The sequence below is a fragment of the Pedobacter sp. GR22-10 genome, from assembly GCF_026239715.1.
GTDB lineage: Bacteria > Bacteroidota > Bacteroidia > Sphingobacteriales > Sphingobacteriaceae > Pedobacter.
The window spans coordinates 218758-244887 of record NZ_JAPIVR010000004.1; the positions used below are offsets into that span (position 1 = coordinate 218758).

The window sequence follows — 26130 nt, forward strand, 5'->3', positions numbered from 1 at the left end:
TTAATTGTGCTTAATCATTTTTTTTAGGTTTCCAATTCAATACCTGAACGGCAGTAGGTTGCTGACTGGCTTCTCCTTCGCCGTCTATCTGTTTTACATCCTGCAAAAACAAACTTAACACTTTTCTATTTTTCCACAATTCGGTATCATAACTGGGTTCCCAATCGCCAACGCTTTGGGCAGTTAAATCCTTTATTGTCCAGTTCGTTGTCTGCAGGTTATTATTCAAAGCGATTGAAGCTTTACTTCCTCTTTCCTTGTCTCTAAAGATCAGGCCGGCAGCGTAATGCCTGCCATTTTTCCAAACGATAATCTGGGGCCTGGCGATGGGAATCTGCTTGGTTCCACCACCACTTAAACTGAATGCGGTTTTTCTAAAATTTAAGTGATGCACTCTCCAATCGTTATCCGTTTTATAAACCAGATGATATTGCGGAATGCTTTCCCCCTCCTCACGCCAATAACTTGCTATAAACACTTTGCCTTTGGCATCTGCAAACATAGAAGTCTGGTTAATGAGCTCACTTTTTTGTGGGATTTTTAAGGCATACTCTGCATTACCCGCACTGATAGGCAATTGATAAGGCGCACCATCAGATTTTTGCCAGGTTAAACCTCCATCAGCAGATTTTGCATAGCAGAGATCGTGGTTACTGGCCACATCAGGACTTTCACGCCATACCCAGGAAAGATGAATCACGCCTTTTTGATCGATTGCAACCTGCCAATAGGCATTTCTACGTCCTTCGCCATCAATTAAGTTATTCTGGATTCTGCTCCATTTTTTTGTTTTTACCGCATATCGATTAATCACCAGATTGCCGTTACCAGATCCTCCATCCCGGTAGAGGAATAACAAATCGCCGTTAGCCAGTTTGTAAAATTCGGGATAACTCACCTTACCCTCCCGTTCGGCGAGCATTGGTTTTTTCTCACTTAAAACCAGGCTGCCTGCACTTAGCGCATATGCATAATTTAACGTGTTATTGTGCTGGCTCCATACCACATGTAAAATCCCATCTCCATCTACCATAATGCTGATGGATTTATGTGCATCGGCTGCATCACCTTTATAAGCAGTTCTTAAAGTTTCCCAGGTTGGCGAATTCAGTTCTCTTTTGGCAAGCACTAAAAACTGATCAGCATCATAATAGGCCGCATATTGAATATGCCGAAAACTGACTAAGGCGTTTTTTCTAAAGATTACCGTATTTACCGAATTGTTAGACCATCCGTTAGCGGCAACGGTACTGACAGTACTTTGCTGCGCCACACTATATAAACTCAGCATACAGCATAGGCCACTAATCAGTATATCTTTAATCAGTAAGTGCAACTGGAAATTAGGATGCTTGATTTTCATCATTTGGTTAAAATTCAAAGTACCGATTTTTTATGGATTTAAACAGGGGGTTAAATCACACTTTAGGGGGGACAATTTAACACAAAGGCTTTTAAACTGTAGCATTGATGTTATAATAGTTACGGAAGTTTTGCAGTATTTCTTAATAAACACTTAAAGTGTGGGCTTAAAAACTAATTTCAGAATGCGACACTATACAAAAAAGGCCATCTCTTTTTTAGAGACGGCCTTTAATATGCATTCAATTTATTTTACAGAACGATACTATCAATTGCTTTGTCCAATGCAGTTTCCTGCAAGTCAGCCACAGCAAAACCTTCAGCCCTCACTATGGTTACATCAGTAATACCGATAAAACCTAAATAGGCTTTAATATAAGGCGCTACGAAATCGTAACCTGCGGCAGGTCCTGAACTATAAACGCCACCTGTAGCCATAGCGATATATGCTTTTTTACCGGTAACCAAACCTTCAGGACCATTTGCACCATATTTAAACGTAATCCCGGCACGGCCGATATGATCAAACCAGGCCTTTAATACTGAAGGAATACCAAAGTTGTACATTGGCGCACCGATGACCAACACATCTGCATCCATAATTTCCTGAATCGCCTGGTTCGAGTGGCTGATGGCCGCTTTGTTTTCTTCGGTATGGTGTTCTACCGGTGTAAAGAAGGCATTTAAATGCGCTTCTTCCAGGTGTGGAAAAGGTGTTTTGGCTAAATCCTTTACCACAACAGCAGCTGCAGGATCTTGTGCTCTTAACTGATCTATAATGGCATTTGCCAATTTAATACTATTGGATGCTTCGCCTCTTGGGCTTGAAATTACATGAAGAATCTTTGACATTTTATTCTAAGTTTAGGTAGCTAAAATCGCTATGTTTAGCCAAACCCATCTTGATGTGTGATAAGAAATTACTTTTTCCTAAAAATTTATCACGCGCTAATGCCAGCACAATGCAATAGAAAATACTTTTCAGTCCAGCCCATAAAATTACAAAGCATTTAAAAAATCCATATAGGGTTGTACGCTTTTTTCTATCCATTCAGCAGTAGAATGATATTCTATTCCATAATATGTAAACGGTGGCTGGTAATCTGCTTTAACATATCCAAAAGAAAGTTCAAATGGACGGAGTAACTCGGCTAAGGTATAATTGTAAGTCCCTGATGGCAGATAGTCAGCCTCATCAACCCCCACCGATATGGCCAGGGCTATGGTTTTTCCTGCCAGTTTATACCCACTCTTACTTCCATAAGCCCAGCCATGGGTAAGCACTTCATCTAACCACTTTTTAAATAACCATGGGCAATTGAACCAATAGTACGGAAACTGAAAAACAATTTGATCATACTGTTCTACCAGTTGCTGTTCATAATGAACATCTATCTTCTCGTCGGGATAGCACTCATGCAATTGATGGATCACATATCGATCAGGAAATTTCTTCAGTTCTTCTACCCATCTTTTATTCACTACAGCACCCGGAAGATCAGGATGAATCACAATAATGAGTGTTTTCATAATTTTAATTTTTAAATTTTATGTTGCAAACATATGTTAAGTAACCTGAATTAGATTCAATAGCAACCCATTGTGATGTACTATAAAAAATGTAAGTAATGTCTAAAATCGAAAAACATCTGTCAACTTCGCCAAAAAAAGCATTGGCAGCAGAATGTCCTGAAGCCTATCCTGCCAATGTTATACTGTAGCACTGATGATTGATGCCGCAAGGGATACCGGTATCCAACAAATCCGGGATATCTGCCATTTTGGATACCCGGTAGATTTGAGCCCCCTACACCCTCATTTCCTGATTCGATTTGTGGATCTCTGCTCGGCATTTGCCACATTTTATAAAAATTACTGCCCCGGCCAGCAGCTTATTGTTACCCCAATTAATGAAGTAGGTTTCATATCATGGTTAGGTGGCGACCAATTGTATTAACAGAAACCAGCCATCCGGGTGAACATCGCCCAAACTGGATAGAACTCATCGCAAAAGAGTGTGTAAAAACTTTAAAACCGGGCATCCCGTTAAAGGGTATTTGCCTCTATCCCATCATTGACAGGCCAAATTGGGATCACCTGCATTACTGGCATCACTCCGGCTTATGGGATGCCGATGCACTTAACCCACATGCAAGAAATTTATATCTGCCACATGCTGAGGCCATTGAAGAGGCTATGACCTTAGTTAAACCATATTTATAAATAATGGGCCTGCCTGGCTCATAAAAAATGTTCAACTTTACATGCTTAATTAAAAAAATTCAATGATTACCCCTATTGTTAACCAAAGATATCCTACTCAAATTAATCCGGATTTAACCCGTATAGACTGGACACATGTATTGCATTTATTTCAAAAAATTAATTGGAAACATCGCCTGGCTGCAGAAATAGAAAGTGCCTTTAAATTGAGTACGCATACCCTTTTTGTATACCATGAAGAAGTTATTATTGCATTTGGAAGAGTAGTCGGGGATGGCCGTTATTACGCCATGCTGGCTGATGTAGTTGTTGATCCTGATTACCAGGGACAGGGCTTGGGCAAGTATATTGTGACCACCTTAAACAATCAATTGGATAATTATCATTTCGTAAACTTAAGCGCGGCACCCGGAGCAGATTCTTTTTATAAAAGTATGGGTTGGAAAAAGCAAACCACTGCATTTATATGGCCGCAGGGGCCAAAGCAACTGAGGCAGCATTGTGCAGAAGATTGAACGGCATTTACTTCAGTCTGATATTCAATTTTATAGTTTTCAGGCTGTTGTACTCTTATCTACATTTTGGTTTTTCAGGTAGACCCTGAATATGGTTCCTTTATCCGGTTCACTTTCAATGCTGATTTTTCCGCCTGATAAATTAACAATTTCTTTCACGAGGTGAAGGCCAACACCTGTCCCTTCCACATCTGTTGAAAGGCGCTCGTATTTATTGAATATTTTTTCCAGGTTTTCTTGTGCTATCCCCCTCCCGTTATCCGAAACGCTGAGCACAAAATCATCATTTTCCATATAGGTTTTAATCATAATTTCCGGCACACGGCTGGCACTCCGGTATTTGATTGAATTGTTAATCAGGTTGTAAAGTACACTTCTGAGCTTGCGGCGCACAAAAACAACTTCCGAGTGTTTAAACGCCCAACTGATGACGGCATTAGATTCCAGTATCTGCGCCGCTAGCGTTAAGCGGACATCTTCCAGAATTTGTTCAATATCCAATAGCTCTGCAACAGTTTTAAAATGATGTTCAGATTGTCTGGCATCTGTTAAATCGATAATAATTCCTTTTATTTTTAACAGCCCGGTTTCAATTTTCTCGAGCAGTACCGGGAATTTTTCCATTCCTTTTTCGGGTACTTTCTTCAGCATTTCAATGGTTAAACCCAGGCTGGTTAATGGGGTTTTGATGTCGTGAGAGATGGTATCCAATAATAACTCATGCTCCATAATTAATTTTTCCTGCTCTTTGAGATCACGGATCCTGGAAGTAATGTCAATAAAGGTAATGATCACCCCATTGGTTTTATTTTCCTTCATCACAATGTACGGCAAAATGTTCATCTGGAACCACCGCATATCCACCGTTTGAACTTCCTTCTCTAAAAGCTCACCAGTGCTGATTACCTGCTCAATATTATCAATAATGCTGGGAAAGCGAAAATTGTCTTTAACATCAAGAATGGATTTTCCAATGTCGCTATGATGAAGCTTAAACTGCTTCATTGCCGGTGGTGTAAATTTGCGCAGTATTAAATTGGCATCAACAAAAAGCTGGGGAATGATGGTGTTTCGAAAATAATTCTCCAGCTCGTCATTCAGATCTATTAGTTCACTAATCTTAGAATTTTTGTTTTGCATTCACCGTTGTTGCGCGTAAATGTACCTGCGCGGAGTAAGGTAGTTAAAATTATCGGGTTAGCACCATTATGTAACAATCTAATCATTAAGCGCATTTTTTCATAAGCCTCAAAAATGGCATTTAAATGCATCCATGATCAGGCATTTTGTAAAAAAATCAAAATGCCTGGCAAGCGATCAAACCCACTCCCCAACCATAGGTGCAGCACAATCCAAGCTATTATTTTGTTGCAAATGAATACAGCAATACACCGTGTGCAGGTATGCTCAGGGGAAGTTTACCATTTTCGCTGTTTACGGATGCCAGATCCTTTTGTCGCCAGAGATCACGAACGTTTAAATTGCCTTTAAGGCCCAGCTTTTTAAAATCGCTATATGTTAATTCTGCCTTATCCTGTCCAAAATTGGTAAATCCTACTGCATGGCTTCCATCTTCCAAGGCCTTTACATAAATGCGGACATCGCCAATGGTTTGTACGCAGGTAGCCTGTTTGCCAAGCGGATCCTGATTGATGGCGATTACTTCATCATTGGTGAGCAGATTCATCGTAAAATCATCCAGTTTCTCCATATCGCAGCCAATCAGTAATGGCGCAGAGAAGAGGCACCATAAACTAAAGTGAAGGTATTGTTCATCTGGCCTGAGTTTGCTGGGATGCGGATTACCCCATCCCACCGTGCCCACTACCAGCATATCCGGATCATTCCAGTTGCCAGGCTTGGCCCATGCAGCTGCCTGATCTTGTTGCAAAGCAATATTTTTGACACTTGTCCAGGTATCGGTAATATCATTGGTGGTACGCCAGGATGTACCTCCAACAGCATTGCCCCATTTCCAAACATCAGACATTCCATACTGACACAGACTGAAAACAATATCCCGTGGCTGTGCTTTAAGTGCATCGCCCATTAATTGAAACGGTTTCATCGCGGTAGCCAGGTCGTTTCCACCTTTATAAGATAAGGCACCAATTTTATACGGATCATTATTTGGCATGCCATTAATTACATGACCGTAACTGCACCAATCATATTTCAGGTAATCGAAACCCCATTTTCCATAGGTGTCTGCATCTTGTTTTTCATACCCATAACTTCCGGTGCAACTGCCACAAGTCCAGGGACCAGGACTGGAATACAATCCAATTTTCAGGCCCATGGCATGAACGTCGTCTGCCAGCCCTTTCATGTCCTTAAAACGTGAGTTGGTTATGATGTTTCCGGCCTGATCACGAAGTTCGCCCCTAATGGAAGGGTCTTTAGCATCTTTATTATTTTGCCAGAAATCATCAATATTGATGTAAGTCCAGCCATGATTTACTAATCCGCTTTTGATCATTGCATTTGCAGCACGCTTCACTTTATCAGCAGATACCTGATCAGCAAAACAATTCCAGCTGTTCCAGCCCATAGGTGGCGTAAGCGCAATCTGATCGCCACAAACAATGCGTAATGCTTTTTTTGCTTTACCTTTTGCATTCATGGCACCCAGGCTTACTGAAAATGTGCCTTTTTCCTTCAGATAACCTGTAATGATGCCTGTATTTACATCTAATTTTAGTCCGGAAGGCAATCCGGCTGCTGAGAACTTCATTGGCCTTTCTCCGGTTGCCGCCACAATAAACTGAAATGGCGAACCGGGTCTTACGCCGAAAACGCCGGCACTGTTGATTTTTGGTAACAAAGATGTTTTAGGTGTAAGGATATATGGTATACCTGGAATTGGATTAAGGGTAGCAAAGGTGCTGACACCCGTTGCTTTGAAAGCTGCATTTGCCCAATTTGCATGGTCATAATAATTGCCATTGCCACCATCTGTCACAACTAATTCCAGTTTTTGTACCCCTTTAAGTGAAGCTTCACAAGGCTTTGCTTTATCACCCAGGTGCATTATTCCGCTTGACCAGATTTTTTGACCATCTGCCACCAGTATAAACTCGGCTGCAGGCTCATGCCCGGTTATTTCATCATCAATACCCACCTGTGCTGAAAATGAATTTGCTTTTCCGTTCAGTAAAATCAACAATGAACTTTCGGCATGTGTTCCAAATCCACGATCAAAAGTTTTGCCTGCAATGGTCATGGTTTTTCCATCAACCGACTTGTTTTTTTGAGGTGTACCATTTCCCTGGGTGGCTGCTGTTAAATCCAGCATATCAAGCCATATGATCTCTTCATGAGCGGAAGTTTGTGCCCAGCAACTTCCCGCAGAAATGAATGTTAAAATGGTGATGACAAATAATTTTACGATGTTCATGATGTGGGTAGATTTTTTATAATAAGGTATTCATGATAGAAAGTTCAGCAGTATTGAGCGAAGCGGAGTGTTTTTTAAATTATTTCGTAAACATCCAGTAATCAAAAAAGGCGATATCTGTTTCTGCCTTGCCTTTAAAAACAAAGTAAAGATCATGGATGCCTGTGATTTTGCTTACTGCCGTTGAAACAACAGCCCAGCGATTATTGCCCCCTGTCAAAGGGACTTTGATGGTGCTGAGTAAGGGGCCGTTTAAACCATCAGCGTGAACTTCCATCGTTACATCAGCATTATGCGTAGTGCCAACTCTGGCTGTAAATTTTGAAGCACCCGCAGCCTCAAAGTCGACAGATTTAACTTTCGTATAGGCCAGATTTTTTTTCGCGGTAACAAACACACCCACATTTTTATTTTCAGAAGCTTTTATGTTTTCAGACCAGGCAATGGTTTCAGCCTCCACTTTTTGATAGGGATTTAAATTTTGCAGGGGCTTAACAATGCCATCCGTCATTTTCATGGGTGATATGCTGCCATCTTTTTTAAAGTTCATTTCCTGTACAGCGACAGAGCGGTTAAAACCATTTCCGCCTGGCAGTGCTCCGGAATGGTAAAAAAGGTAAGTTTTTCCTTTATAATCGACCACGCCCGGGTGATTAGTAAAACTTCTGCCTTCAGGCGGCATTAGCGTACCGCTGTATTTCCAGGGGCCTTTCGGACTTGTGCTGGTAGAGTAACCCAAATGTTCCGGTATGGGGCCACCTGCCCAAAAGAGGTAGTATAGCGGATTTCGCTTATATAACCACGGTCCTTCTTCATATAAGGTTGGGCGGCGCTCGTTGGCTTCACGTTTGCCAAAAGATGCCACCGTCATGGGTACACGAATAGCCTCGCCTTTGAGCGAGATCATATCATCATTAAGCTCGGCATAATAGCAGTCTGGATTTCCCCAATAGAGATAGGCTTTTCCATCCGCATCGATAAATACTGTAGGATCAATATCTCCGTCACTTACGGTGACCAAAGGTTTCCCCAGCGGATCATAAAATGGGCCATATGGATTATCGGCAACTGCCACACCAATAGCCGAACGTTTTTTATTGCGTGATTTTACCGGCGCGTATAAATAAAATTTACCTTTTCTCTCTACCACCTGAATGGCCCAGGCATCACCAATGGCCCAGTCAAATGTTTCATATGATGCCACTGCGCCATGATCGGTCCAGTTGACCATATCTTCTGTGGTGTATAATTTCCAGTTATTCATCACAAACCAGGTGGAATTATCTTCATCATGGCTGGTGTATAAATAAAGTTTTCCGTTATACATCAAAGGTGCGGGATCGGCCGTATAATGGGTTTGTACAATGGGATTTTGAGCGGTAACCCTGAGCGGAAAATAAAAAACCACGCATAGCATCAGGCTCAGAATAAATTGTTTCATTGGGTTTTTCAAAATTATTTTATTTCAGTTGCGCTGTAGGGAATGGTATTTTTATGGCAGAATGAATTGAACTGCTTGTCCATAAAAACAGATATAAAAAAAGGCAGATTATTCCGTAGAACAACCTGCCTGATTTTTTAAAAGTTAATATCCTGGATTCTGATAGGCCTTTTTATCAGCATCTGACATTTGCATTTTGTCAATCTGATCCTGAGGAATCGGACGCAAATATAAAGCTGGTGTAATGGTTCTGGTTACCGTTACTGGTGTATGATCACCATAATTGATCCCGGCAATGCTATAAGTGGTAGATAATTCAGCCCACTTTTGAGTTCTGATCAAATCAAATCTTCTATAGCCCTCTCCATAATATTCACGGGAGCGTTCTGCGAGAATGTAATTGATATCAATAGTAGCTGGCGTGGCAGCAACCATTGCAGCACTGTTATCTTGCACTTTAGCTACATTTCCATTATTATCCCAACGCCATTTTCCAGCGCGTGCACGAATCACATTAATCAATTCGCGTGCACTTTTGCCCGCTTTTACATTAGCCCCTTTTACTGCAGCTTCTGCAGCTACAAAATACAGTTCAGAGAATTTGGCGATTGGATACGGGCGTGTACTACCGGCATTTGGCTGCCCCAGTCCGGTTCCATTATCTGTACGGTAAGGGCCGAGTTTCCAAAGCCCCGGATAAACGATTCTGCTGATGCCATTTGGTGCAATCACGTAATCTGCTCTTCCAGGCAAAGTTCCGGCTCCAACGTTGCTGGCTCCGGCACCGGTTGGGTAAGTAATTGCACTGTTGTCCGTATCTAAAAAGCTTAATACCGCATTGCCCGGAACAATTGATATGCCGTTGGCATTCACCAATGAAGCAGGTGCAGATTCTGGCGGATTATAACCTTTTGGCCAGTTACCACGATATACGGTAGTAAAGGTTCCGTCGTAACGGGAATCAAGGGTTTTATCTGCAAAGGTATTTTTAAACACTTCTATGGTTGGGGCCATACGGTTCCACGGGCGACCAAGATGTTGTTCTGCTTCACGTTGAACTGAACTGATGCCTCCACTTCTCAGGTTGGTGTAATTCCAGGTCATCATCCACCCAGAGAAATTATCCGGTGCACCACCACTTCCAAAAGTTAAACTACCACCATTATACCGCTCACTGCTTTCTGTGTGATCGGCATAAAGCAACATTTCTTTATTGCGGTCATTTGGACCCAGATTAACATCATAGTAAGTATCAACCAATCCGTTAGCACCAGGGTTTTCTATACCTGCTGTAGCAATATCATAAGCCTGCTGAAAATACCAGGCGGCATCATGTCCGTCAGGATCAGTTCTGTTGGCTGCCGGGTATGTTGGAATGTTATTGGGATTTTGTAACCACCATCCATAAGTCAGGTATGCTTTAGATAAAAAGAGTCTTGCTGTAGTTTTGGTTACGCCTCCGATAACCCTTGAAGTTGCAGGTAAATCGGCAACGGCCTGCAACAGGTCAGGAAATACCGCTTTGGTATAGACCACAGGTACGGTGTTGCGGGTAGAAGTTCTCACCGGATTGATATTAAATTTAAGTTCACCTCCGCCTAAATCAAGTGGTACACCTCCAAAGGTTTGTACCAGCATGAAATAATCAAAAGCACGGAAAAACCTGGCTTCTGCTACCAATGCACTGGAAATACCCGCCGCACTGGCATTCTCTATCACACCACTGGCCGTATTGATATTTGGAAAAGCTTCGGTCCACAATACGCTGCTTGGATAACTCGTAGAAAGAATAGAGCCTACGCCTGAACAATCCATATCTTTAAAGTTACCATCGGCATCTTTACCCCAGGTTGCTTCATCTGTACCTGTAATCAATGAATTATAGTAATAGGCCTGCCCGTAAATGTTACGCAGGTGAGCATACATTGCGGTAAGTCCGCCATTTACACCTGTTACCGTTTTAAAATAATCAGGGGTAAAAATACTGCGTGGTTCTTCATCAAGAATTTTTTTACAGCCGGAGAACATGACCATTCCCAGCCAAACCCCTAAAGTTATATTGAAGTGTATACGTTTCATATTGGTATATTAAAAAGTTAAGTTAAGGCCGGCCACATAATTACGCGTAGAAGGCGTATTGGTACCTACAGTTAAAAACCTTCTCCGGTATGTATTGGTTACCGCAGCATTCTCATCGCCATACGAATTGGTTTCCGGATCCATACCTGATTCGCTGTAATATGGAGAGAACATTACAAATGGATTTTGAACAGTTAAATACATCCTAAGTCTCACCTTCGAATTCTTAATTAAGTCGCGGTTAAAATCATAACCTAGTGAAATGGTACGGATTTTTAAAAATGACGCATCAAAATAACCTAATGTACTGCCATATTTAGGGTTATCACCACTTGCAATACCACCTGGTTTCGGATATTTTGCACCGGTATTATCTGGCGTCCAATAATCTACCTTTACGTTATTTCTTCTTCCGGATAAAAGGTTTAAGTAACCTGTAGAACCATATAACGTACTGATCAGGATACCGCCATCTTTGAATAAACCAACTACATTCAAGTCAAATCCTTTATAGGCTACCCGGGTGTTAAAACCACCTGATAATTTCGGATCTACATTCATAATCTGTCTGTCAGCGGCTCCAATTGCCCTTGTAGGCTTGCCAGTAGCATCATAATCCCCGGTATATTTAACCTTGATCATACCCACGTTACCTCCTGGTTCCAAAACATTCAGGTTAGGATCTCCAGTCTGCCATAATCCTATTTTTTCATAGTCATAAATGGCATTGATGTTATACCCTACAAACCAGGCATTTCCCTCATCCCTGGTTTGTCCGGAAGCCAGTGAAACCAGTTTGTTGCGGTTTGCAGACAGGTTAAAACCTACATCCCATGACCAGCCATCTTTATTGTTGAAGATGTTACCGTTCACGCTGAGTTCCCAACCTTTATTCTGTGTTTGTCCGATGTTGGCCGTATAACTTCCCACACCTGAAGTTGGAGGCAAAGCAATATCTAATAAAATATCATTGGTATTGGTTACATAATATTCAAATGTACCGTTGATTCTGTTTTTCAGTACAGAGAAATCTAAACCATAATTCCAGGTTTGTGAATATTCCCATCCTAAATTCGGACTTGGAAGTTGTGAAACATAGTAGCCTATAGCATAGTTCGTATCGCCAAAATTATAAGGCCTTGTATTTAATAAACCTAGTGTCTGGTAAGGATTTACCGACTGGTTTGATGTTTGTCCGTAACCTACTCTGATCTTTAACCTGTCAATGGCTGTAATGCCTTTCATGAAAGGTTCATTCATCAGGTTCCATCCTACTGAAACAGCAGGATAGGTATTCCATTTATGTCCTGGTGCCAGGCGAGATGAGCCATCAGATCTGATTGTGGCACTGATTAAATACCGGTTATCATAGGAATACATCACCCTTCCCATGTATGACATTAATCCGCTTAAGTTGTAATTTCCATTTCCGATTGTTAATTCGCCATTGGCCTGACCAAGATTATAGAACTGGAAAGCATCTGAAGGAATATCACGTGCTGACATGGAAGAGGAATTAAATTTATTCTGTTCGGCAGAATATAATGCCACTACATTAAAATTGTGTTTTTCTGAAAAGGTACGGTCGTATGTTAATAAATTTTCAAGTGTCCAGTGGTATGTTTGTGAGTTGCTCACACCAGCGGTAGAAACTGTAGTAGCGGTAGCACTTCCAATTCCAACACCTGTATAATTACCATTATTACTCTGAATAAAATCAAGCCCCAGGTTGGCCCTGTATTTTAAACCTTCTACCCCCGGAATTTTTACCTCTCCATAAAATGAGTTATAGGTAGCAAAACCACGTGTTTCATTTAACCATTTATCATGAAGGTCTTTCGTAGATTGATTGGTGTAAATCCACGATTCATCCTGTGGCATTCTGATGGTTCTTTTTAAACTGCCATCTGCATTATAGGGGTTTGACATTGGCGTATTGCTCAGCACACCGTAAACACCTACCTGATTACCTTCACTTAGATTATAGTTATTGTTACTGGTAAAACCAACCCGGAAAAACTTACCAATTTGCTGATCCAAAGATGCTTTCATTGAATACCTGGTGTATTGCTGTGTGGGGATCAAACTTTGATTCTTATAATAACCACCGCCAAAACTATAGCTACCTGTAGCAGAACCACCTGATACGCCTACGTCATGACTGGTTACTACTGCAGATTTGTTATAGAATAAATCCTGCCAATCCGTATCGGTATCATTAGATTCATCTACCCCGTTAGTTGTAAACAAACCTGCTGCTTTACGCATTGCGATTAATTCCTGCGAATTCATCATCGGGAATTTTGCAAAAAGTGTTTGTAAACCCGTATAGGTATTATAAGAAACCTGAGCAGGCGCACCTTGTTGTCCACGGTTTGTAGTTAACAAAATTACACCATTTGCACCTCTTGATCCATAAATCGCAGTTGCAGATGCATCTTTAAGGATATCTATACTTTTAATATCGTTTGGATTAATATCACCGATGGAGCCTGGAAAAGGAATTCCATCCAATACCACTAATGGATCATTACTGGCAGAAAGTGACCGTGCACCACGAATCAGAATCTGCATGGTTGCACCAGGTTTGGTTGAAGTTTGGGAAATATTAACTCCGGCTACACGCCCTTGAATGGCCTGTGCGATATTTGGAGCCGGAACTTCGCGAACTTTCTCACCTGATATATTGGCTACTGATCCGGTTACGGCTTCTTTACGTTGTGTACCATAACCCACTACCACTACCTGTTCCAGCTCTGCTGCACTGGGCAATAAAGTTACATTGATTTCGGTTTGGTTGCGTACCGGAATTTCTTTACTGGTAAAGCCAATATAAGTGAATACCAATACCGAACTGGCTGAGGGCACTGAAATACTGAAGTTACCGGTGTTGGATGCAGTTGTACTCGTGGATGTTCCCTTCACTAAAATGCTTACGCCCGGAAGGGGTTTTCCCTGATCATCTAATACACGCCCCTTAATTTGAGTTTGTGCCTGTGCGGCCAGCGTGAAGATCATTAAAATTGCGGTAAGTGCAATTCTGGGGAGACTTATAGAAAATCTCAAATGAGGTCTTACAATAAATCGTAAAATTTCAATTCTCATAAAAACAGTTTATAATGGTTAAAAAAAACAGACCTCAACAGATGATCAATCGTCAGTTGAATAGCAAGAGCATGTCATGAAAGACATAAAAGAATGCGAAACAAAAAACACTACTGAATACTATTAAGCCTGTATGAAGGTAAAGGTATTTAGATCAACCCTTCAACAATGATTCAATTGTACATTTTTAAGGTAGAAATGTGCAAGAAAATTTCTTTTTTTATCAAATACAGCGTTTCAGGCAAGATTCTTTAAATCAAGCCCAAAAACGCATCATTAAAAATGCAATCGATTGTATTTTTTTATTTTCTGAATTTTTATTCCAAACACCACCAAATAAAAGCTTAAGAAATGGAAATTATCAGGCTATTTAATCATACAATCCTGGTATTAAGAAATCATTTATTAACCTTATTGTTTTTATCAAATCAAGGGACAGGCTTGCTCACCTGTCCCATTCTGTAGTGAATATTAATTCGAATATTTTGGAATCATAAAGAGACTCATTTCAGACAATTTTATAAAAGCTTCGAATTAATGAACAATATGACTAGTTAGTCACATCAAAATATTCAGCTTTAATTCCTCTGTCGCGAACAATTAGCGTGTCTTTTGTTGCATATTTTAAATTAAGATTTTTAAAGTTCACCGTATAATCCACGTATATCGCACTTCTGCTGCTGCCACCGATACTGTTCTTTTCACCATTGGAAACAAACCTGCCACTTCCTGTAACCTCTATATTGACCGTACTGCTGGTGAGGGTACAGGTATTGTCATCAGCAAAATTTAACAGGAGCGTAAAGGGTACGTTTGTACCTGCACTATTTTTAATGGTAAGGGGTAAACTTGCCGTTTTAAGTGATACCGTGCTCATGCTCACCAGCTCATTGCTTTCTACATAAGGCGTATGACGTGAAACGGTATTCATGGTACCGTTGGCCTGGGTAATCTGGTCTATGCCTTTACGTAAATAGTTGGCATGCCACGGATTAACGTATTTAACACCATAAAGTATATAATCTTTTGGTCTGGTTGCCCAGTGCAGCGGGTTTACCCTTGAAGGATTGGATACAACAGGAATCCCTTTTAAAATAGAATCCGCACCGGTAACCTTGGTCATTACCAATGGGATGACATAGTTTCTACTCAGCGCTTTGGGATCAGCAAAAAATGCATCTGTTAATTGTACATCCACCCCACCTAAAACATCACCGGCATTAATTCGGATTTGGTTAGACATTAAGCGATAGTATTCTGCCGGCATCGGCAAAACCTGCCCACCGCCATTATTAAACTTCAGCCCATTCAGCAATGTTTCAGCCTTCTGAATATCAATTACCACATCGTTTTTATTTTCATAGCCTCCGCCAAGGGTAGCTTTAATGGAAACCATGTGGTTTTTATCCATTGAATTGTCTACAATTAAATCTTCTCCCAAAACCACAGTTCTTAAAGGATATTGACTGGCAAAATAAACTGTTTTATAGTCAAATTCAGGAAAGGCAATCTTCTCGTTTTTACAGGAGGCCATCAGGCTAAGTGCTAATGCGAGAGCGATATATATATTGTTAATTTTCATATTGTCTAAATGATTAATTCAGTGTTACTTATTTCCAACCTTGATTTTGCAGCAGTTGATTATACTTCAGGACTTCTGAGTTTGGAATGGGCCCGTAAATCATATATTGCTGAAAGGCTCTCGTTTCGGCATTAAATGGCTTATAAACACCGCTATTGACATCTAAGCCTCTGGCCGTTTCATTAAGTTTTGACAGATCTGCTTTCCAGCGCCTGAGGTCCCAAAACCTAAAACCTTCGAAAGAAAGCTCCAATCGGCGTTCATTCCTGATCAGTTCACGCATTTTGGCTACATCGGCCTTACATTCTTCCAGGTAAGGATCGTTATTGAATCCGAAAGCCCGCTTACGAATGGCTTTTATGACGTCGTATGCAGAATAGGTTCTGGTTCCGGTGGCGGTTGGCCCCCATGCTTCATTTGCTGCTTCGGCATAATCGAGGTAAATCTCGGTATAGCGGATCCGTGGATTATAATGTGTTTTACCACTTAAAGAGATCGGGTTACGGTTAACATCCATCCTCAACCGCTTTTTCATATAATAACCTGTACGCGTAGAAGTTGCACGAACATTAATACCGTTATCTGTGCCGGAAGCACTACCTGTTCTGATCACGGCATTGGTTACACCGGCGGTTGCCCCGTCAAAAATAATATATTTTGCAAATCTCGGGTCTCTTGACGCATATGGTGCATTGGCATTAAAATTAGCGTTCGGATGATTTATCGGGTAACCGTTTGCCATAGCAAAAGATTCTACCAGGTTTTGTGTGGGATTCATTAATCCGTTTCCGAATAAAGATGGCGGAAAATGCTGCCCTTCCTGGGTACCGTCATTAGTGATGATATTTTCACGCCAGATGATTTCAGAAGGATTACTACCCCCACCTAATCCATCAACCTCTGAGTTGTTGGCATAATAAGTACCTCCATTTGCCGGAAGGGCGTTGGCTCCGCCTTTATAATCGATCACACGGCCGGCATATTCAGCAGCATCAGCCCAGGTAGTGGTATTGGCACTATTCTGAAATGCCGGACTGGCCGCCAGCAGTGCTGCTCTTGCCCTAAACGATCTTGCTATTAATCCATTAAACAACTGACGTGCATATTGTCCCATTACCCGATTGTAGGTTTCCACATTTCCGGTAAAAGCTTTAAAGCGATCAGGTATCTGGCTTGCAGTCGAAATATCATTATACTCCACGGGTAAATACGCTTCGGCGCTATCCAGGTCTTTGTAAATTTGTTTAATACAGGCATCAAATGTAGCCCGCGGAACATTAAAATCTGTTTTAGGGGTTTGATAGGCTGTTACAATCGGCACGCCCATCAGCTGTCCATTGGTTGCAATACCGCCATGGTTGCGCAACAGAAAATAGAGATACAATCCACGAAGACCGAAAGCCTCTCCCCTCATTCTCAGGTTAAAAAGCCTGGAACTTTCTGCATCCGTTGCCCACTTGACTTTCGGTGAATTTTCCAGGAAAAGATTGATGTATTGCATGGCTTCATAAGACTGGTTCCAAACCGATGCAGGATTATTGGTTGATGTCCATGAACCCGCAGCAGCCTGTAAATAACCATTGGTAAGCTGGTTGGTTACGGCATCATCAGTGGCATATTCAGAATTATCGTAATAAGCGGGAATGGTGCGGTAAGCGTTGATTAAAAAACCTTGTGCAAAATTCGCATCCGTATACATCTGATCAATCGTCTTCAGATTTTCTGGTTCAGGCTCCAGAATTTTTTTGCAGCCAGTGAACGAAAGCACTGCCAACCCTAAAATTAATATTTTGAATTTCATATCATTAAAAGTTATAGGTCATTAAAAAGATACCCTTGCACCCAGGTTAAAGAACCGTGTTTGCGGTGCTGTTCCAATGTTGGTTTCCATTAGTTTCCGTTCTGATGAAATCACCAGTAAATTATCTCCTTGTATGTATAAGCTTAGTCCATTCACAAATGAGTCATTGAAAATTTTCTTATCGAAATCATAAGTTAACTGTACCCGGTTAAGATCGAACCGATTCGTTTTATACATCCAGAAGGTAGAATTTCGGAAGTTATTATTGCTATTGGTGGTTAAACGCGGATAGGTTGCCGTTGCTTTGGTTTGCTCGGTCCATCGGTCTAACACTGCCTCAGAATATTTTCCACTTCCGCCAACCCAGTAGTACGAGCTGTTTTTAAATCCAACGGCTCCCCTGGTACCAGATGCCAGGGCAAATAAGGTGAAGTGCTTATATTTTAACGTGAGGTTTAACCCGAAGCTAAAAGGTGAAGCGGCCCAGCCTGTATGGCCCAGATCCTGCTGATCCCTGTTATCAATTAAGCCATCATTATTTAAATCCTTGTATTTGATATCTCCCGGCTTCACTGTACCAAAGGTTTGTTTGGCATGAGCATCAATTTCTGCCTGATTTTGAAAAAGACCTTCACTGATGTATCCATAATAAGCATCTAACGGACGGCCGGCCCTGGCCAGATAAGCCTGATCAATGATTTCATCCCTTTGAACAGCCTTACTATTATAGAACATTCCTGATACGCCAAGCGAATAAAATAACTGTCCGGCTTGTTTGTTCAGGTTCAATGCAAAATCAAATCCTGTACGTTTGTCTTCATTAAAATTGATCCATGGGCGGAAATCTCCTGAGCCGGAAAAATAAGAAGGATAAATGGTGAGGCCCCGGGCAAGTAATCCTTTGGTGTTTTGTGAAAAATAATTAAAATCAAAAGTCAGGAGGTTTTTAAATATTGCACCATCCAGACTTAAACGAAACTCATTTCTTTTAACAAAAGTTAAATCAGGATTTTCTGCCTGTCCGGATAAGGTGGTTCTGCCACCCGCAACATTGTCTCTCCATTGGTAATATCCACCCAGGATAGCATTGTTGCTGTAATAACCCTGGTATAAATAATAATCTACCGGCTCATTTACATTATTGGCCCTGTAGCCCGTGATATCCAGATCTTGTTTAATAGAAGCATATGATGCAGATAGCTTAAGATCATCAATAAAAGATAAATGATCTTTAAAAAATGATTCATTAGACATGCGCCATCCAACTGTAACTGCCGGAGAAATTCCGTTTCTGTTACCTGGAGGTAGTTTTGCGGAGTGAATCAATGCCGCTGAAAAATCGATATAATATTTACTCCTGAAGTTATAAGCCGCCTGAAAACCAAGATTCGTGTTGAGAACAGGTTGATAATCGCTGCCACCTTCATTGTCGATATCACTTGAAAACTGTGTTTTATACCACCAGCCTAAAACATTTGCAGAAACCGTATGGTCCTGAGCAAAAGTTCGGTTGTAATTAAACTGCGACCTGAATGACATGGTTTGCGTGTAAGTAGAACGGCCAACATATTCATTAGTAGAGTTTTTATCTTCTCCGAATTTCTCCAATGCGGTGATCACATCCTTACCATTTACAGTTGACCATGTTGGTCTGTAAGTGGCATAAGGTAATAGATAGGCTTCAGAATACAGAGAAGAATAATCCATACTGGTTCCGGTTTTAAAACTTAAACCCTCTGTTATCGAACTTAAATCTGCCTTCAGGTTCAGGTTGTAGAGAAAAGTATTGGATTTGGTCCGAATGTAACCTGCGGCAAGCATATCTGAGAATACGTTTGTAGGGTTGGTACTTTGTCCGCCCAGTAAAAATTTTCCATCGATAATATGATTGCTATTTTTAACAATCGTTTGCAAAGCCGCATTACTGGGGTCAAGCATATCAATTGGTATAAGTGGCGAAAACCTGTTAAAATTAGGTGCAATGGTAGAACTTGAACCCCAAAAATTTCCTCTGCCAGTGTAATTACTATTAGAGATGGCTACTGCATCAGCTGATGCGGTGAGCCATTTGGCAATGTTCATATCTACATTTCCCCTCACATTGAATGCCAGGTCGCTATTGTTTTTCTGTTCCCCGTATTTGACCAGGCTATTGTTATAAGAAAGGCCAATATTGGTATAATAACGTGCAAAGTTGTTGCCACCGGAGACTTCAGTGGTTACATCTGAACGGGAATAGGCTTTCCTTAAATAATCTGAGCTGAAAAAATCTACATCAGGATATTTGTAAGGATTTACACCAGACCTGGTATTGTCAATATCCTGCTGCGTGTATCCCGCTCCTGAAGTGGCAATTCCATCATTGGTTAAGGCTTCATTGTACAAAGTCATGTAATCAGCTGATTTTAAATAGCCGGGAAAACTTTTAGGCACAAAAATCCCTGAATTGAGCCTTACTTTAATTTTTAAAGGATTTTCACTTCCACGTTTTGTGGTAATGAGAATTGCACCCTTGGCTGCGGTACTCCCGTATAAGACCACTGCACTGGCCCCTTTTAAAACCGTGATAGCTTCTACTTCCACCAAACGTACATCTGTGGCGCGGCGCGGAATACCATCAACCAATATTAATGGTGCCTGGCCCCAGAGATTTCCGGTATAACCGCCAACAAAACTCTGAAGATTATCCAGACTATAGGTACCGTAACTTTTATTCAGTAAATCTGAAACGTTTACGACAGACACCCCTCCGAGAAGATTTTTTTTCGCGACCTTATCAAAGGCAACATTTACCAAACTGTCTTTGGTTTCCTGTGCATAGGCTCCATTGAAGCTGAAAAAGCAGATCAGGAGCCAAAAGCAGTAAGCATTTATATTTTTTGTGTTCATCTTTTCTCCCTTAAAATTACCAACCTGGATTCTGCTTGAATTCTTTATACATGTTTATATCCTCTACGCGGAAAGGCAGCCAGTAATGGCGTTGCCCAAGCTGTCTTTCAAACAACACTGTTTCCCTGAAATTTCTTACCCTTGCATTTTTAGGATCTGCGTAAACCTGAGCGTTTGGTATTGCCCGATCAAACTCTACTGCTTTTTTTAAAGTATAAGGACGTTCTGTAAGCAGTAACCATCTTCTTAAGTCATTGAAACGGTGTCCTTCAAAAGATAACTCTACAGCTCTTTCGCGCCTTAATTCACCAAGAAAATCAGTAGTTGAGCCCAAAAATTTGCTGGCAACACCTGCCACGCCGGCTCTGGTTCTGATTTTATTCACAGCCTCAACCGCACTAAGCGAATAACCTGCTGCCATACTTTGGGGACTGCCATATCCTGTTGCTGTGGCTTCTGCATAAAGGAGGTATACATCTGCCAAACGCATTAAACTGAGCACAAACGTATTGTTCTCCCGGTATCCGTCATATTCGTTCATCAGTTTAGATACAAATTTGGAATTCAGGTATCCTGTCCACACTTTTTTATTACCGTCAGCAGTTCTATAAAGTCCGTTGGTATATAGGCTGGCATACTGGCGAAATTCATTGTTACCAACGCTTTGCGCGGTAAGTACACATTTCTCGCCGTCAATTAGAATATCGTTATAAAAACGTGGGTCTCTGTTTTTCCATGGATATTCCGGGTCATAACCACTTTCTGCATCCTTTTTTTCTGCATCTGTAATGGGTAAACCATTGGCCATGCCATAGTAATCTGCATAGTTAGCTGTTGGATAAACCTTAATTCCGGTTTGATGGATCACCAGAGGACGATAATCATTTACCTGGTTCCAACGCCAGCGTCCGCCCGCATTTGCTAAATTTTCCAGAAAAATAGATTCTTTTAATCCTGGAATTTTCCCGTTTTGGTTAAAGGTGTAAAACAAATCGCGATACTGCGAAAAAGGAGCCAGTTCATAGCGGTTTGTACTTTCTGTAATTTTTAAAGCTTCGGCCAGTACATCAGCGGCTTTTTTACAAAACTCAGTATTATAGCTGCTGTTTCCGGTTGACGCCCTGTTCATCAGCGGACTTCCTGCCCACAAGTAATTTTTCCCCATAAAACACAGGGCCATAATTTTATTAATCCGGGTGTTGTTGTTTCCTGAGGTTTGTTTGCCCACAAGTGTCTGATCCCAGTCTACAGGAAGCAAATCTGCAGCACGTTTTAAGTCTTCGGCCACTTTATTGGCACTTGCCTGATAGCTGAGTCTTGGGATTTTTATCACCTCATCACTTGGCAATACCTGGTCAATGTAAGGCAATCCGCCCCAGTACTCCATTAACACAAAATGAAAGTAGCCCCTGAAAAAATAAAGCTGGCCTGCAATCAGGTCTTTTTCTTCCTGGGTGGCATCGGTTAGTTTATCCAGATTTGCCAGCCCTATGTTGGCTTTCCTGATGGCATACCAGGAGAGACCCCATAGTTTTCCTTTTGATCTGTTCGGATCATTAAGGGTTCCATTAGCCGGATCGCCTCCTGTACCTAAAAAATTGTAGAAAGTATTGGTCCAGGCCATGTAGTTACCCTGATCAATATGATAGGAGATCAGGCGGGTTTCGCCCACTTCCCAAAATTCCTCTTCACCAAGATTGAAACTGTTATGTGCTTCAACAACACTTAACAACGGGATACAGTTATAGAGTTCTTCAGTAAAGCCCTGAAAGTTCCTGAAATTTTTGTAAGGATCGGTTTCCTGGATATCAGCTAAAGGCGATCTTTCCAGATACTTTTTACATGAAGGTAATGTTAATGTACCCACCAGGATAATTGCTGGGAACAAAATATTCTTAAAGAGATTTTTCATCTTCAAATCGTTTATAAAGTGATGTCAATACCAAAATTGAAACGTTTAACTGTTGGATATGCCCCACCTTGGGAAACCCCGCTGAAGTTGGATTCCCGGTCGTCAGGCATGTTTGTCCAAAGGAACAAGTTGTTGCCGTTCACATAAAACCTGCAGGACCTTATTCCCAGCTTGCTGATTGATTTTCCCGAAAGGGTATAACCCAGTTCTGCGTTTTTTAAACGGATGTAAGAGGCATCATAATAATAGCGGGTTCCGCTGCCACCAAAAGCATCAAGAACACTCCAGCGCGGTGGCGGAACTTCTCCTCCTCCATCCTGCAGATACCAGAAAGGACGTTCCACAAATACCACATTACTTTTTCCCTGGTAATTCGGAAATTCAATTTCACGGGTAACATTATTTACGGCATAAAATTGAAAGAACAGGTTAAAACGTTTCCATTCAAAGCCAATACTGGCATTATAGGTATTTTGAGGGCTTCCCGTGTAACCATAAGGCGCCCTGTCCTTATCATCAATCACCCCATCTGCATTAAAATCAATGATGTTATAATCTCCGGGAAGTTTGTTTTGATTGTTAGATAAGCGCACTGTGCTGCCGTATAAATCATCCCAGCTTTTGATAAAACCATTATCCAGAAAGGAACGGGTTTGGCCAATGGCATAACCTTCCTGTTTCTGATAATCTGGTGTGAGTTCCGGATCATCTCTGAAATTGGTTTTATTGGTGGCATGTGTTAAGGCCAGGTTTGCCCATGCCCTGATGCCTTGCCCAAATGAATGTGTTAGGCGCAGTTCAATTTCATAACCTCTACTGCTTACTTCACCCAGGTTTGCTCTCGGGGCACTGCTGCCAAATCCATAATAAGAAGGAATGGCACGGGCGCCCCCACCAATCATAATATCTTTTCTGTGATCTCTGAATATATCTATGTTTCCGGAAATATCACCTTTAAAAAAACTATACTCAATACCCAGATTTCGTTTTTCTACGGTTTCCCATGACAGGTTTGGATTACCCATTGTCCCGATCCGGTAAATGGTATAAGGCGTAGCAATAGCCGGACTGCCCATTGGCGTATTGTTTCCATACAGATAGGAATCGCGGAAAGGCCATCTTGGTCCTCCTAAAGCATCATCCCCAATTCTTCCCCATGATGCCCGTACTTTTAATAAATCAAGAAATTTTAAAGACTTCATAAATTCCTCGTTACTAATGGCCCAGCCAGCAGAAACTGAGGGAAAAAATGCAAAGCGATAATCCGGGCCGAATTGCTCAGACCCATTGTAGGCACCATTTGCTTCAAATAAGTATTTTGATTGATAGTTATAAGTGGTTCGGAATACCCAATCTTCACGAAATGTTGGAAAGGCACTACCCCTGGCCGTTCGCTGACGTTGGACCAAACCCATTCCGGTAACGGCATGTGAACCGAATGTACGGTCATAGTTTACCTGAAACTGGTAGTTCATGTTCCGGAAGGTAGCATTTTTATCAACTTCACCAGCAGCTGTTGACCATTGAATGGCATCCGTAAAGTCAAACTGGGTTCCGGTATTCCTTTGTTGTTCAAATGAGATAATACCGGTTAGCGGATTAACATATTTTCGCTGTGCGGCGTTGAACTGGTCATTAACGCCCCGTTTTCTTTCCAGAAAAGTATTATCCAGCGATAAGCTACCTCTCAAACTCAATCCTTTGGTAAGCATATCAAGCTTTTGCTGTAGAATGAAATCCGTTGTCAGCTGCGTACTTGTTCTTTTTTCAACACCTGAATACGCCAGCCAGAAAGCCGCATTGGGCTGATCCTGTGTAGCTGTTGGAAAAAAACCATAGGTACCATCACTATAAATAGGACGAAATGAATCAGGTGCTGTTCGATAGGCAGATGACCAGAAAGACTGGTCGCCATCAGCCATATCATAAGGCAACTGGCGTACACCATTTGATCCGAATAATTTGGTTGAAAATTTGGTTGTCCTGGTTAAGTTGAAATCGAGATTACTCCTCACGTTGGTACGGTTATAGCCAAAATTTGATTCATAGCCACGCTGATTCGGAAATGTTTTAAATAAATCTCCTTCACGCGTCAGATCCAGGCCGGCAAAATAGGTCACAAACTTAGACCCACCGGAAACATTGGCAGAGGTATTGTAAGACATGGCCCTGTCTTTAAAAAGTTCTTTTTCCCAATCTACATTGGGATACCTGTCCCATTCGTTTGCATTTAGCGGATTCCGGTACTTATCAATCATCTGCATCGCAGTATAACCAGACCATGCGTTTTGATCTACCACAGATTCACGTTCAATAATCCTGTTTTTAATCATCAGGGCATCATATGAATCATATTTTTCAGGCAGTCTCGAAGCAACTTTAGCCGTTAAGTTCGACCGTACCTGTACTTGTGCCCTGCCTTCAACACCTTGTTTGGTGGTCACCAGAATTACACCATTTGCCCCTCTTACACCATAAACTGCGGTGGCCGAAGCATCTTTAAGTACAGACACACTTTCTACTGATGAAATATCAATAGAACTGATAGAACGTTCAATACCATCAATTAGAATTAATGGCGAGCTGTTATTCCAAGAGCTTTGTCCACGGATCAGAATTTGCGGATCTTCTCCACCCGGCATACCGGATGAAGCGGTAGTAACCACGCCAGGAAGATTTCCGGTTAAGGCCATTCCCAGATTGGTTACCCCTCCGCTACGTTCCAATACCTTGCCACTGGTTTGGCTAATGGCACCCACCACACTGGCTTTCTTTTGTTGTCCGTATCCCACCACAATAACCTCGTTAAGCACTTTGTTATCATTGTTCATAGATACCACGATATCATTTTTATCAGTAAGGGTGATTTCTTTTTGGCTCATCCCGATATAATTAAATAAAAGCGTGCTTTTCTCTGTCGGGATTTCCATTGAAAATTTACCTTCGCCATTGGATACCACACGGGTATTGGTGCCCTTTAATGTAATGGTTACTCCGGTAAGCGGGTCATTCTGTTCATCTACAACGGTACCTCTTAATATCCTTTTTTGCTGAGCCATCACCGCATTGGCCATCAGCAATAAGGCGAGCATAATAAAAGTTATTCTGAGTAATAATGCGCTAAATTTTTGATGTATATGCCGGCCATTACTACTTGTAATTGTGTAATTGTCCATCATATAAATTGATTTAGAAAATGCAGAATTTGATTTGTTCGGTTGTGCATAGAAGGCTCATATTCTATGGCTTTGAAGTTGGATTTCTTCATCATACATGGGTTAGAATTTGGTTAGTATAAAATGCTGTAAACTGATGCAGGTCTGAGTTAGAGACATTGCTATTGTTTAGTTAGGTAGGCGGTCTCATATGGGCAATATTTGGTTTATTTGTATTAATGGATCACATCTAAAATCGTCCATTCAGTTCAATCCATTAATCAGGTGCAATAAATTCCATCATCGGGCAGCTCACCTGCCCCATAAAAAATCTGTAATTAGTTAAAATGCACGCTAATGAAAAGGATTAAGTTTGGTTAAATTTAGATTCATAAGTTATTTGGTTAGCCTTACATCTCAGTTAAGATGTGTCTTATATTTGGTTGAGATAAATGTAGGATCGTGTGTAATTTATAGATAGCACAATTGTTTAAATTTATAGGATTCATGTTCAGGACAGGTAAAACAAGCCAAAAAAATGCCTTTAGAGACATATAAAAGCAATTATGACGAAAAATTATTTTAAAATATTTATTACCATGAATAATATTTTTAAGACTTAGTGTATTTTAATCTCCAAAAATATAAAAAAAACGCATAAGCATTCAT

15 protein-coding genes are annotated in these 26130 nt (G+C 41.1%); 2 read left to right on the forward strand and 13 right to left on the reverse strand.

The window, feature by feature from the left end; genetic code table 11:
• Positions 1-10 precede the first annotated feature (10 nt).
• From OQX64_RS17545 to OQX64_RS17555, 3 genes are all read right to left on the reverse strand, one after another.
• The gene (locus tag OQX64_RS17545; protein ID WP_265819753.1) at positions 11-1366 is read right to left on the reverse strand and encodes a BNR repeat-containing protein; all 1356 of its coding nucleotides are present in this window, start codon (positions 1364-1366) and stop codon (positions 11-13) included.
• A 248-nt stretch (positions 1367-1614) separates the two neighbouring features.
• Positions 1615-2214, reverse strand: coding sequence for an FMN-dependent NADH-azoreductase (locus OQX64_RS17550; protein WP_088299263.1), 600 nt, complete (start codon positions 2212-2214; stop codon positions 1615-1617).
• Positions 2215-2361: 147 nt separating this feature from the next.
• Positions 2362-2892 (reverse strand): NAD(P)H-dependent oxidoreductase, encoded by a 531-nt coding sequence (locus OQX64_RS17555; protein WP_265819754.1) that lies wholly within the window; start codon positions 2890-2892, stop codon positions 2362-2364.
• Between the two features lie 399 nt (positions 2893-3291).
• On the opposite strand from OQX64_RS17555, the gene OQX64_RS17560 reads away from it, so the two are divergent.
• Together OQX64_RS17560 and OQX64_RS17565 are read left to right on the forward strand one after the other, a co-directional pair.
• Entirely contained in the window at positions 3292-3585 is a 294-nt protein-coding gene (locus tag OQX64_RS17560; protein ID WP_265819755.1) for a hypothetical protein, read from the forward strand.
• Positions 3586-3647: 62 nt separating this feature from the next.
• Complete coding sequence (locus OQX64_RS17565) at positions 3648-4100, forward strand: GNAT family N-acetyltransferase (protein WP_265819756.1); 453 nt, start codon at positions 3648-3650, stop codon at positions 4098-4100.
• A gap of 39 nt (positions 4101-4139) precedes the next feature.
• On the opposite strand, the gene OQX64_RS17570 is transcribed toward OQX64_RS17565, so the two are convergent.
• The 10 genes from OQX64_RS17570 to OQX64_RS17615 form a co-directional block, all read right to left on the reverse strand.
• On the reverse strand, positions 4140-5240 hold the full coding sequence (locus OQX64_RS17570) for an ATP-binding protein (RefSeq protein ID WP_265819757.1): 1101 nt from the start codon (positions 5238-5240) through the stop codon (positions 4140-4142).
• A gap of 220 nt (positions 5241-5460) precedes the next feature.
• A complete protein-coding gene (locus tag OQX64_RS17575; protein WP_265819758.1) occupies positions 5461-7497 on the reverse strand; it encodes an NPCBM/NEW2 domain-containing protein in 2037 nt (678 codons plus the stop codon).
• A 79-nt stretch (positions 7498-7576) separates the two neighbouring features.
• The gene (locus OQX64_RS17580) at positions 7577-8938 is read right to left on the reverse strand and encodes a glycoside hydrolase family 43 protein (RefSeq protein ID WP_265819759.1); all 1362 of its coding nucleotides are present in this window, start codon (positions 8936-8938) and stop codon (positions 7577-7579) included.
• Between the two features lie 144 nt (positions 8939-9082).
• Positions 9083-11017, reverse strand: a complete 1935-nt coding sequence (locus OQX64_RS17585; protein WP_088299258.1) for a RagB/SusD family nutrient uptake outer membrane protein — start codon at positions 11015-11017, stop codon at positions 9083-9085.
• A gap of 9 nt (positions 11018-11026) precedes the next feature.
• Positions 11027-14122, reverse strand: a complete 3096-nt coding sequence (locus tag OQX64_RS17590) for a SusC/RagA family TonB-linked outer membrane protein (RefSeq protein WP_265819760.1) — start codon at positions 14120-14122, stop codon at positions 11027-11029.
• Between the two features lie 550 nt (positions 14123-14672).
• Positions 14673-15704 (reverse strand): DUF5627 domain-containing protein, encoded by a 1032-nt coding sequence (locus tag OQX64_RS17595; RefSeq protein ID WP_265819761.1) that lies wholly within the window; start codon positions 15702-15704, stop codon positions 14673-14675.
• Between the two features lie 28 nt (positions 15705-15732).
• Positions 15733-17505: a RagB/SusD family nutrient uptake outer membrane protein gene (locus OQX64_RS17600; RefSeq protein WP_265819762.1), complete on the reverse strand. Its 1773-nt coding sequence runs from the start codon at positions 17503-17505 to the stop codon at positions 15733-15735.
• Positions 17506-17526: 21 nt separating this feature from the next.
• Complete coding sequence (locus tag OQX64_RS17605; RefSeq protein WP_265819763.1) at positions 17527-20394, reverse strand: SusC/RagA family TonB-linked outer membrane protein; 2868 nt, start codon at positions 20392-20394, stop codon at positions 17527-17529.
• A 16-nt stretch (positions 20395-20410) separates the two neighbouring features.
• A complete protein-coding gene (locus OQX64_RS17610) occupies positions 20411-22306 on the reverse strand; it encodes a RagB/SusD family nutrient uptake outer membrane protein (protein ID WP_088299253.1) in 1896 nt (631 codons plus the stop codon).
• Between the two features lie 11 nt (positions 22307-22317).
• A complete protein-coding gene (locus OQX64_RS17615) occupies positions 22318-25485 on the reverse strand; it encodes a SusC/RagA family TonB-linked outer membrane protein (RefSeq protein WP_265819764.1) in 3168 nt (1055 codons plus the stop codon).
• Positions 25486-26130 lie beyond the last annotated feature (645 nt).

Excerpts from the sequence above, each read along its gene's own strand:
- OQX64_RS17545 (WP_265819753.1), bottom strand. The coding sequence starts at position 1,366 with ATGATGAAAATCAAGCATCCTAATTTCCAGTTGCACTTACTGATTAAA.
- OQX64_RS17550 (WP_088299263.1), bottom strand. The coding sequence starts at position 2,214 with ATGTCAAAGATTCTTCATGTAATTTCAAGCCCAAGAGGCGAAGCATCC.
- OQX64_RS17555 (WP_265819754.1), bottom strand. The coding sequence starts at position 2,892 with ATGAAAACACTCATTATTGTGATTCATCCTGATCTTCCGGGTGCTGTA.
- OQX64_RS17560 (WP_265819755.1), top strand. The coding sequence starts at position 3,292 with ATGGTTAGGTGGCGACCAATTGTATTAACAGAAACCAGCCATCCGGGT.
- OQX64_RS17565 (WP_265819756.1), top strand. The coding sequence starts at position 3,648 with ATGATTACCCCTATTGTTAACCAAAGATATCCTACTCAAATTAATCCG.
- OQX64_RS17570 (WP_265819757.1), bottom strand. The coding sequence starts at position 5,240 with ATGCAAAACAAAAATTCTAAGATTAGTGAACTAATAGATCTGAATGAC.
- OQX64_RS17575 (WP_265819758.1), bottom strand. The coding sequence starts at position 7,497 with ATGAACATCGTAAAATTATTTGTCATCACCATTTTAACATTCATTTCT.
- OQX64_RS17580 (WP_265819759.1), bottom strand. The coding sequence starts at position 8,938 with ATGAAACAATTTATTCTGAGCCTGATGCTATGCGTGGTTTTTTATTTT.
- OQX64_RS17585 (WP_088299258.1), bottom strand. The coding sequence starts at position 11,017 with ATGAAACGTATACACTTCAATATAACTTTAGGGGTTTGGCTGGGAATG.
- OQX64_RS17590 (WP_265819760.1), bottom strand. The coding sequence starts at position 14,122 with ATGAGAATTGAAATTTTACGATTTATTGTAAGACCTCATTTGAGATTT.
- OQX64_RS17595 (WP_265819761.1), bottom strand. The coding sequence starts at position 15,704 with ATGAAAATTAACAATATATATATCGCTCTCGCATTAGCACTTAGCCTG.
- OQX64_RS17600 (WP_265819762.1), bottom strand. The coding sequence starts at position 17,505 with ATGAAATTCAAAATATTAATTTTAGGGTTGGCAGTGCTTTCGTTCACT.
- OQX64_RS17605 (WP_265819763.1), bottom strand. The coding sequence starts at position 20,394 with ATGAACACAAAAAATATAAATGCTTACTGCTTTTGGCTCCTGATCTGC.
- OQX64_RS17610 (WP_088299253.1), bottom strand. The coding sequence starts at position 22,306 with ATGAAAAATCTCTTTAAGAATATTTTGTTCCCAGCAATTATCCTGGTG.
- OQX64_RS17615 (WP_265819764.1), bottom strand. The coding sequence starts at position 25,485 with ATGATGGACAATTACACAATTACAAGTAGTAATGGCCGGCATATACAT.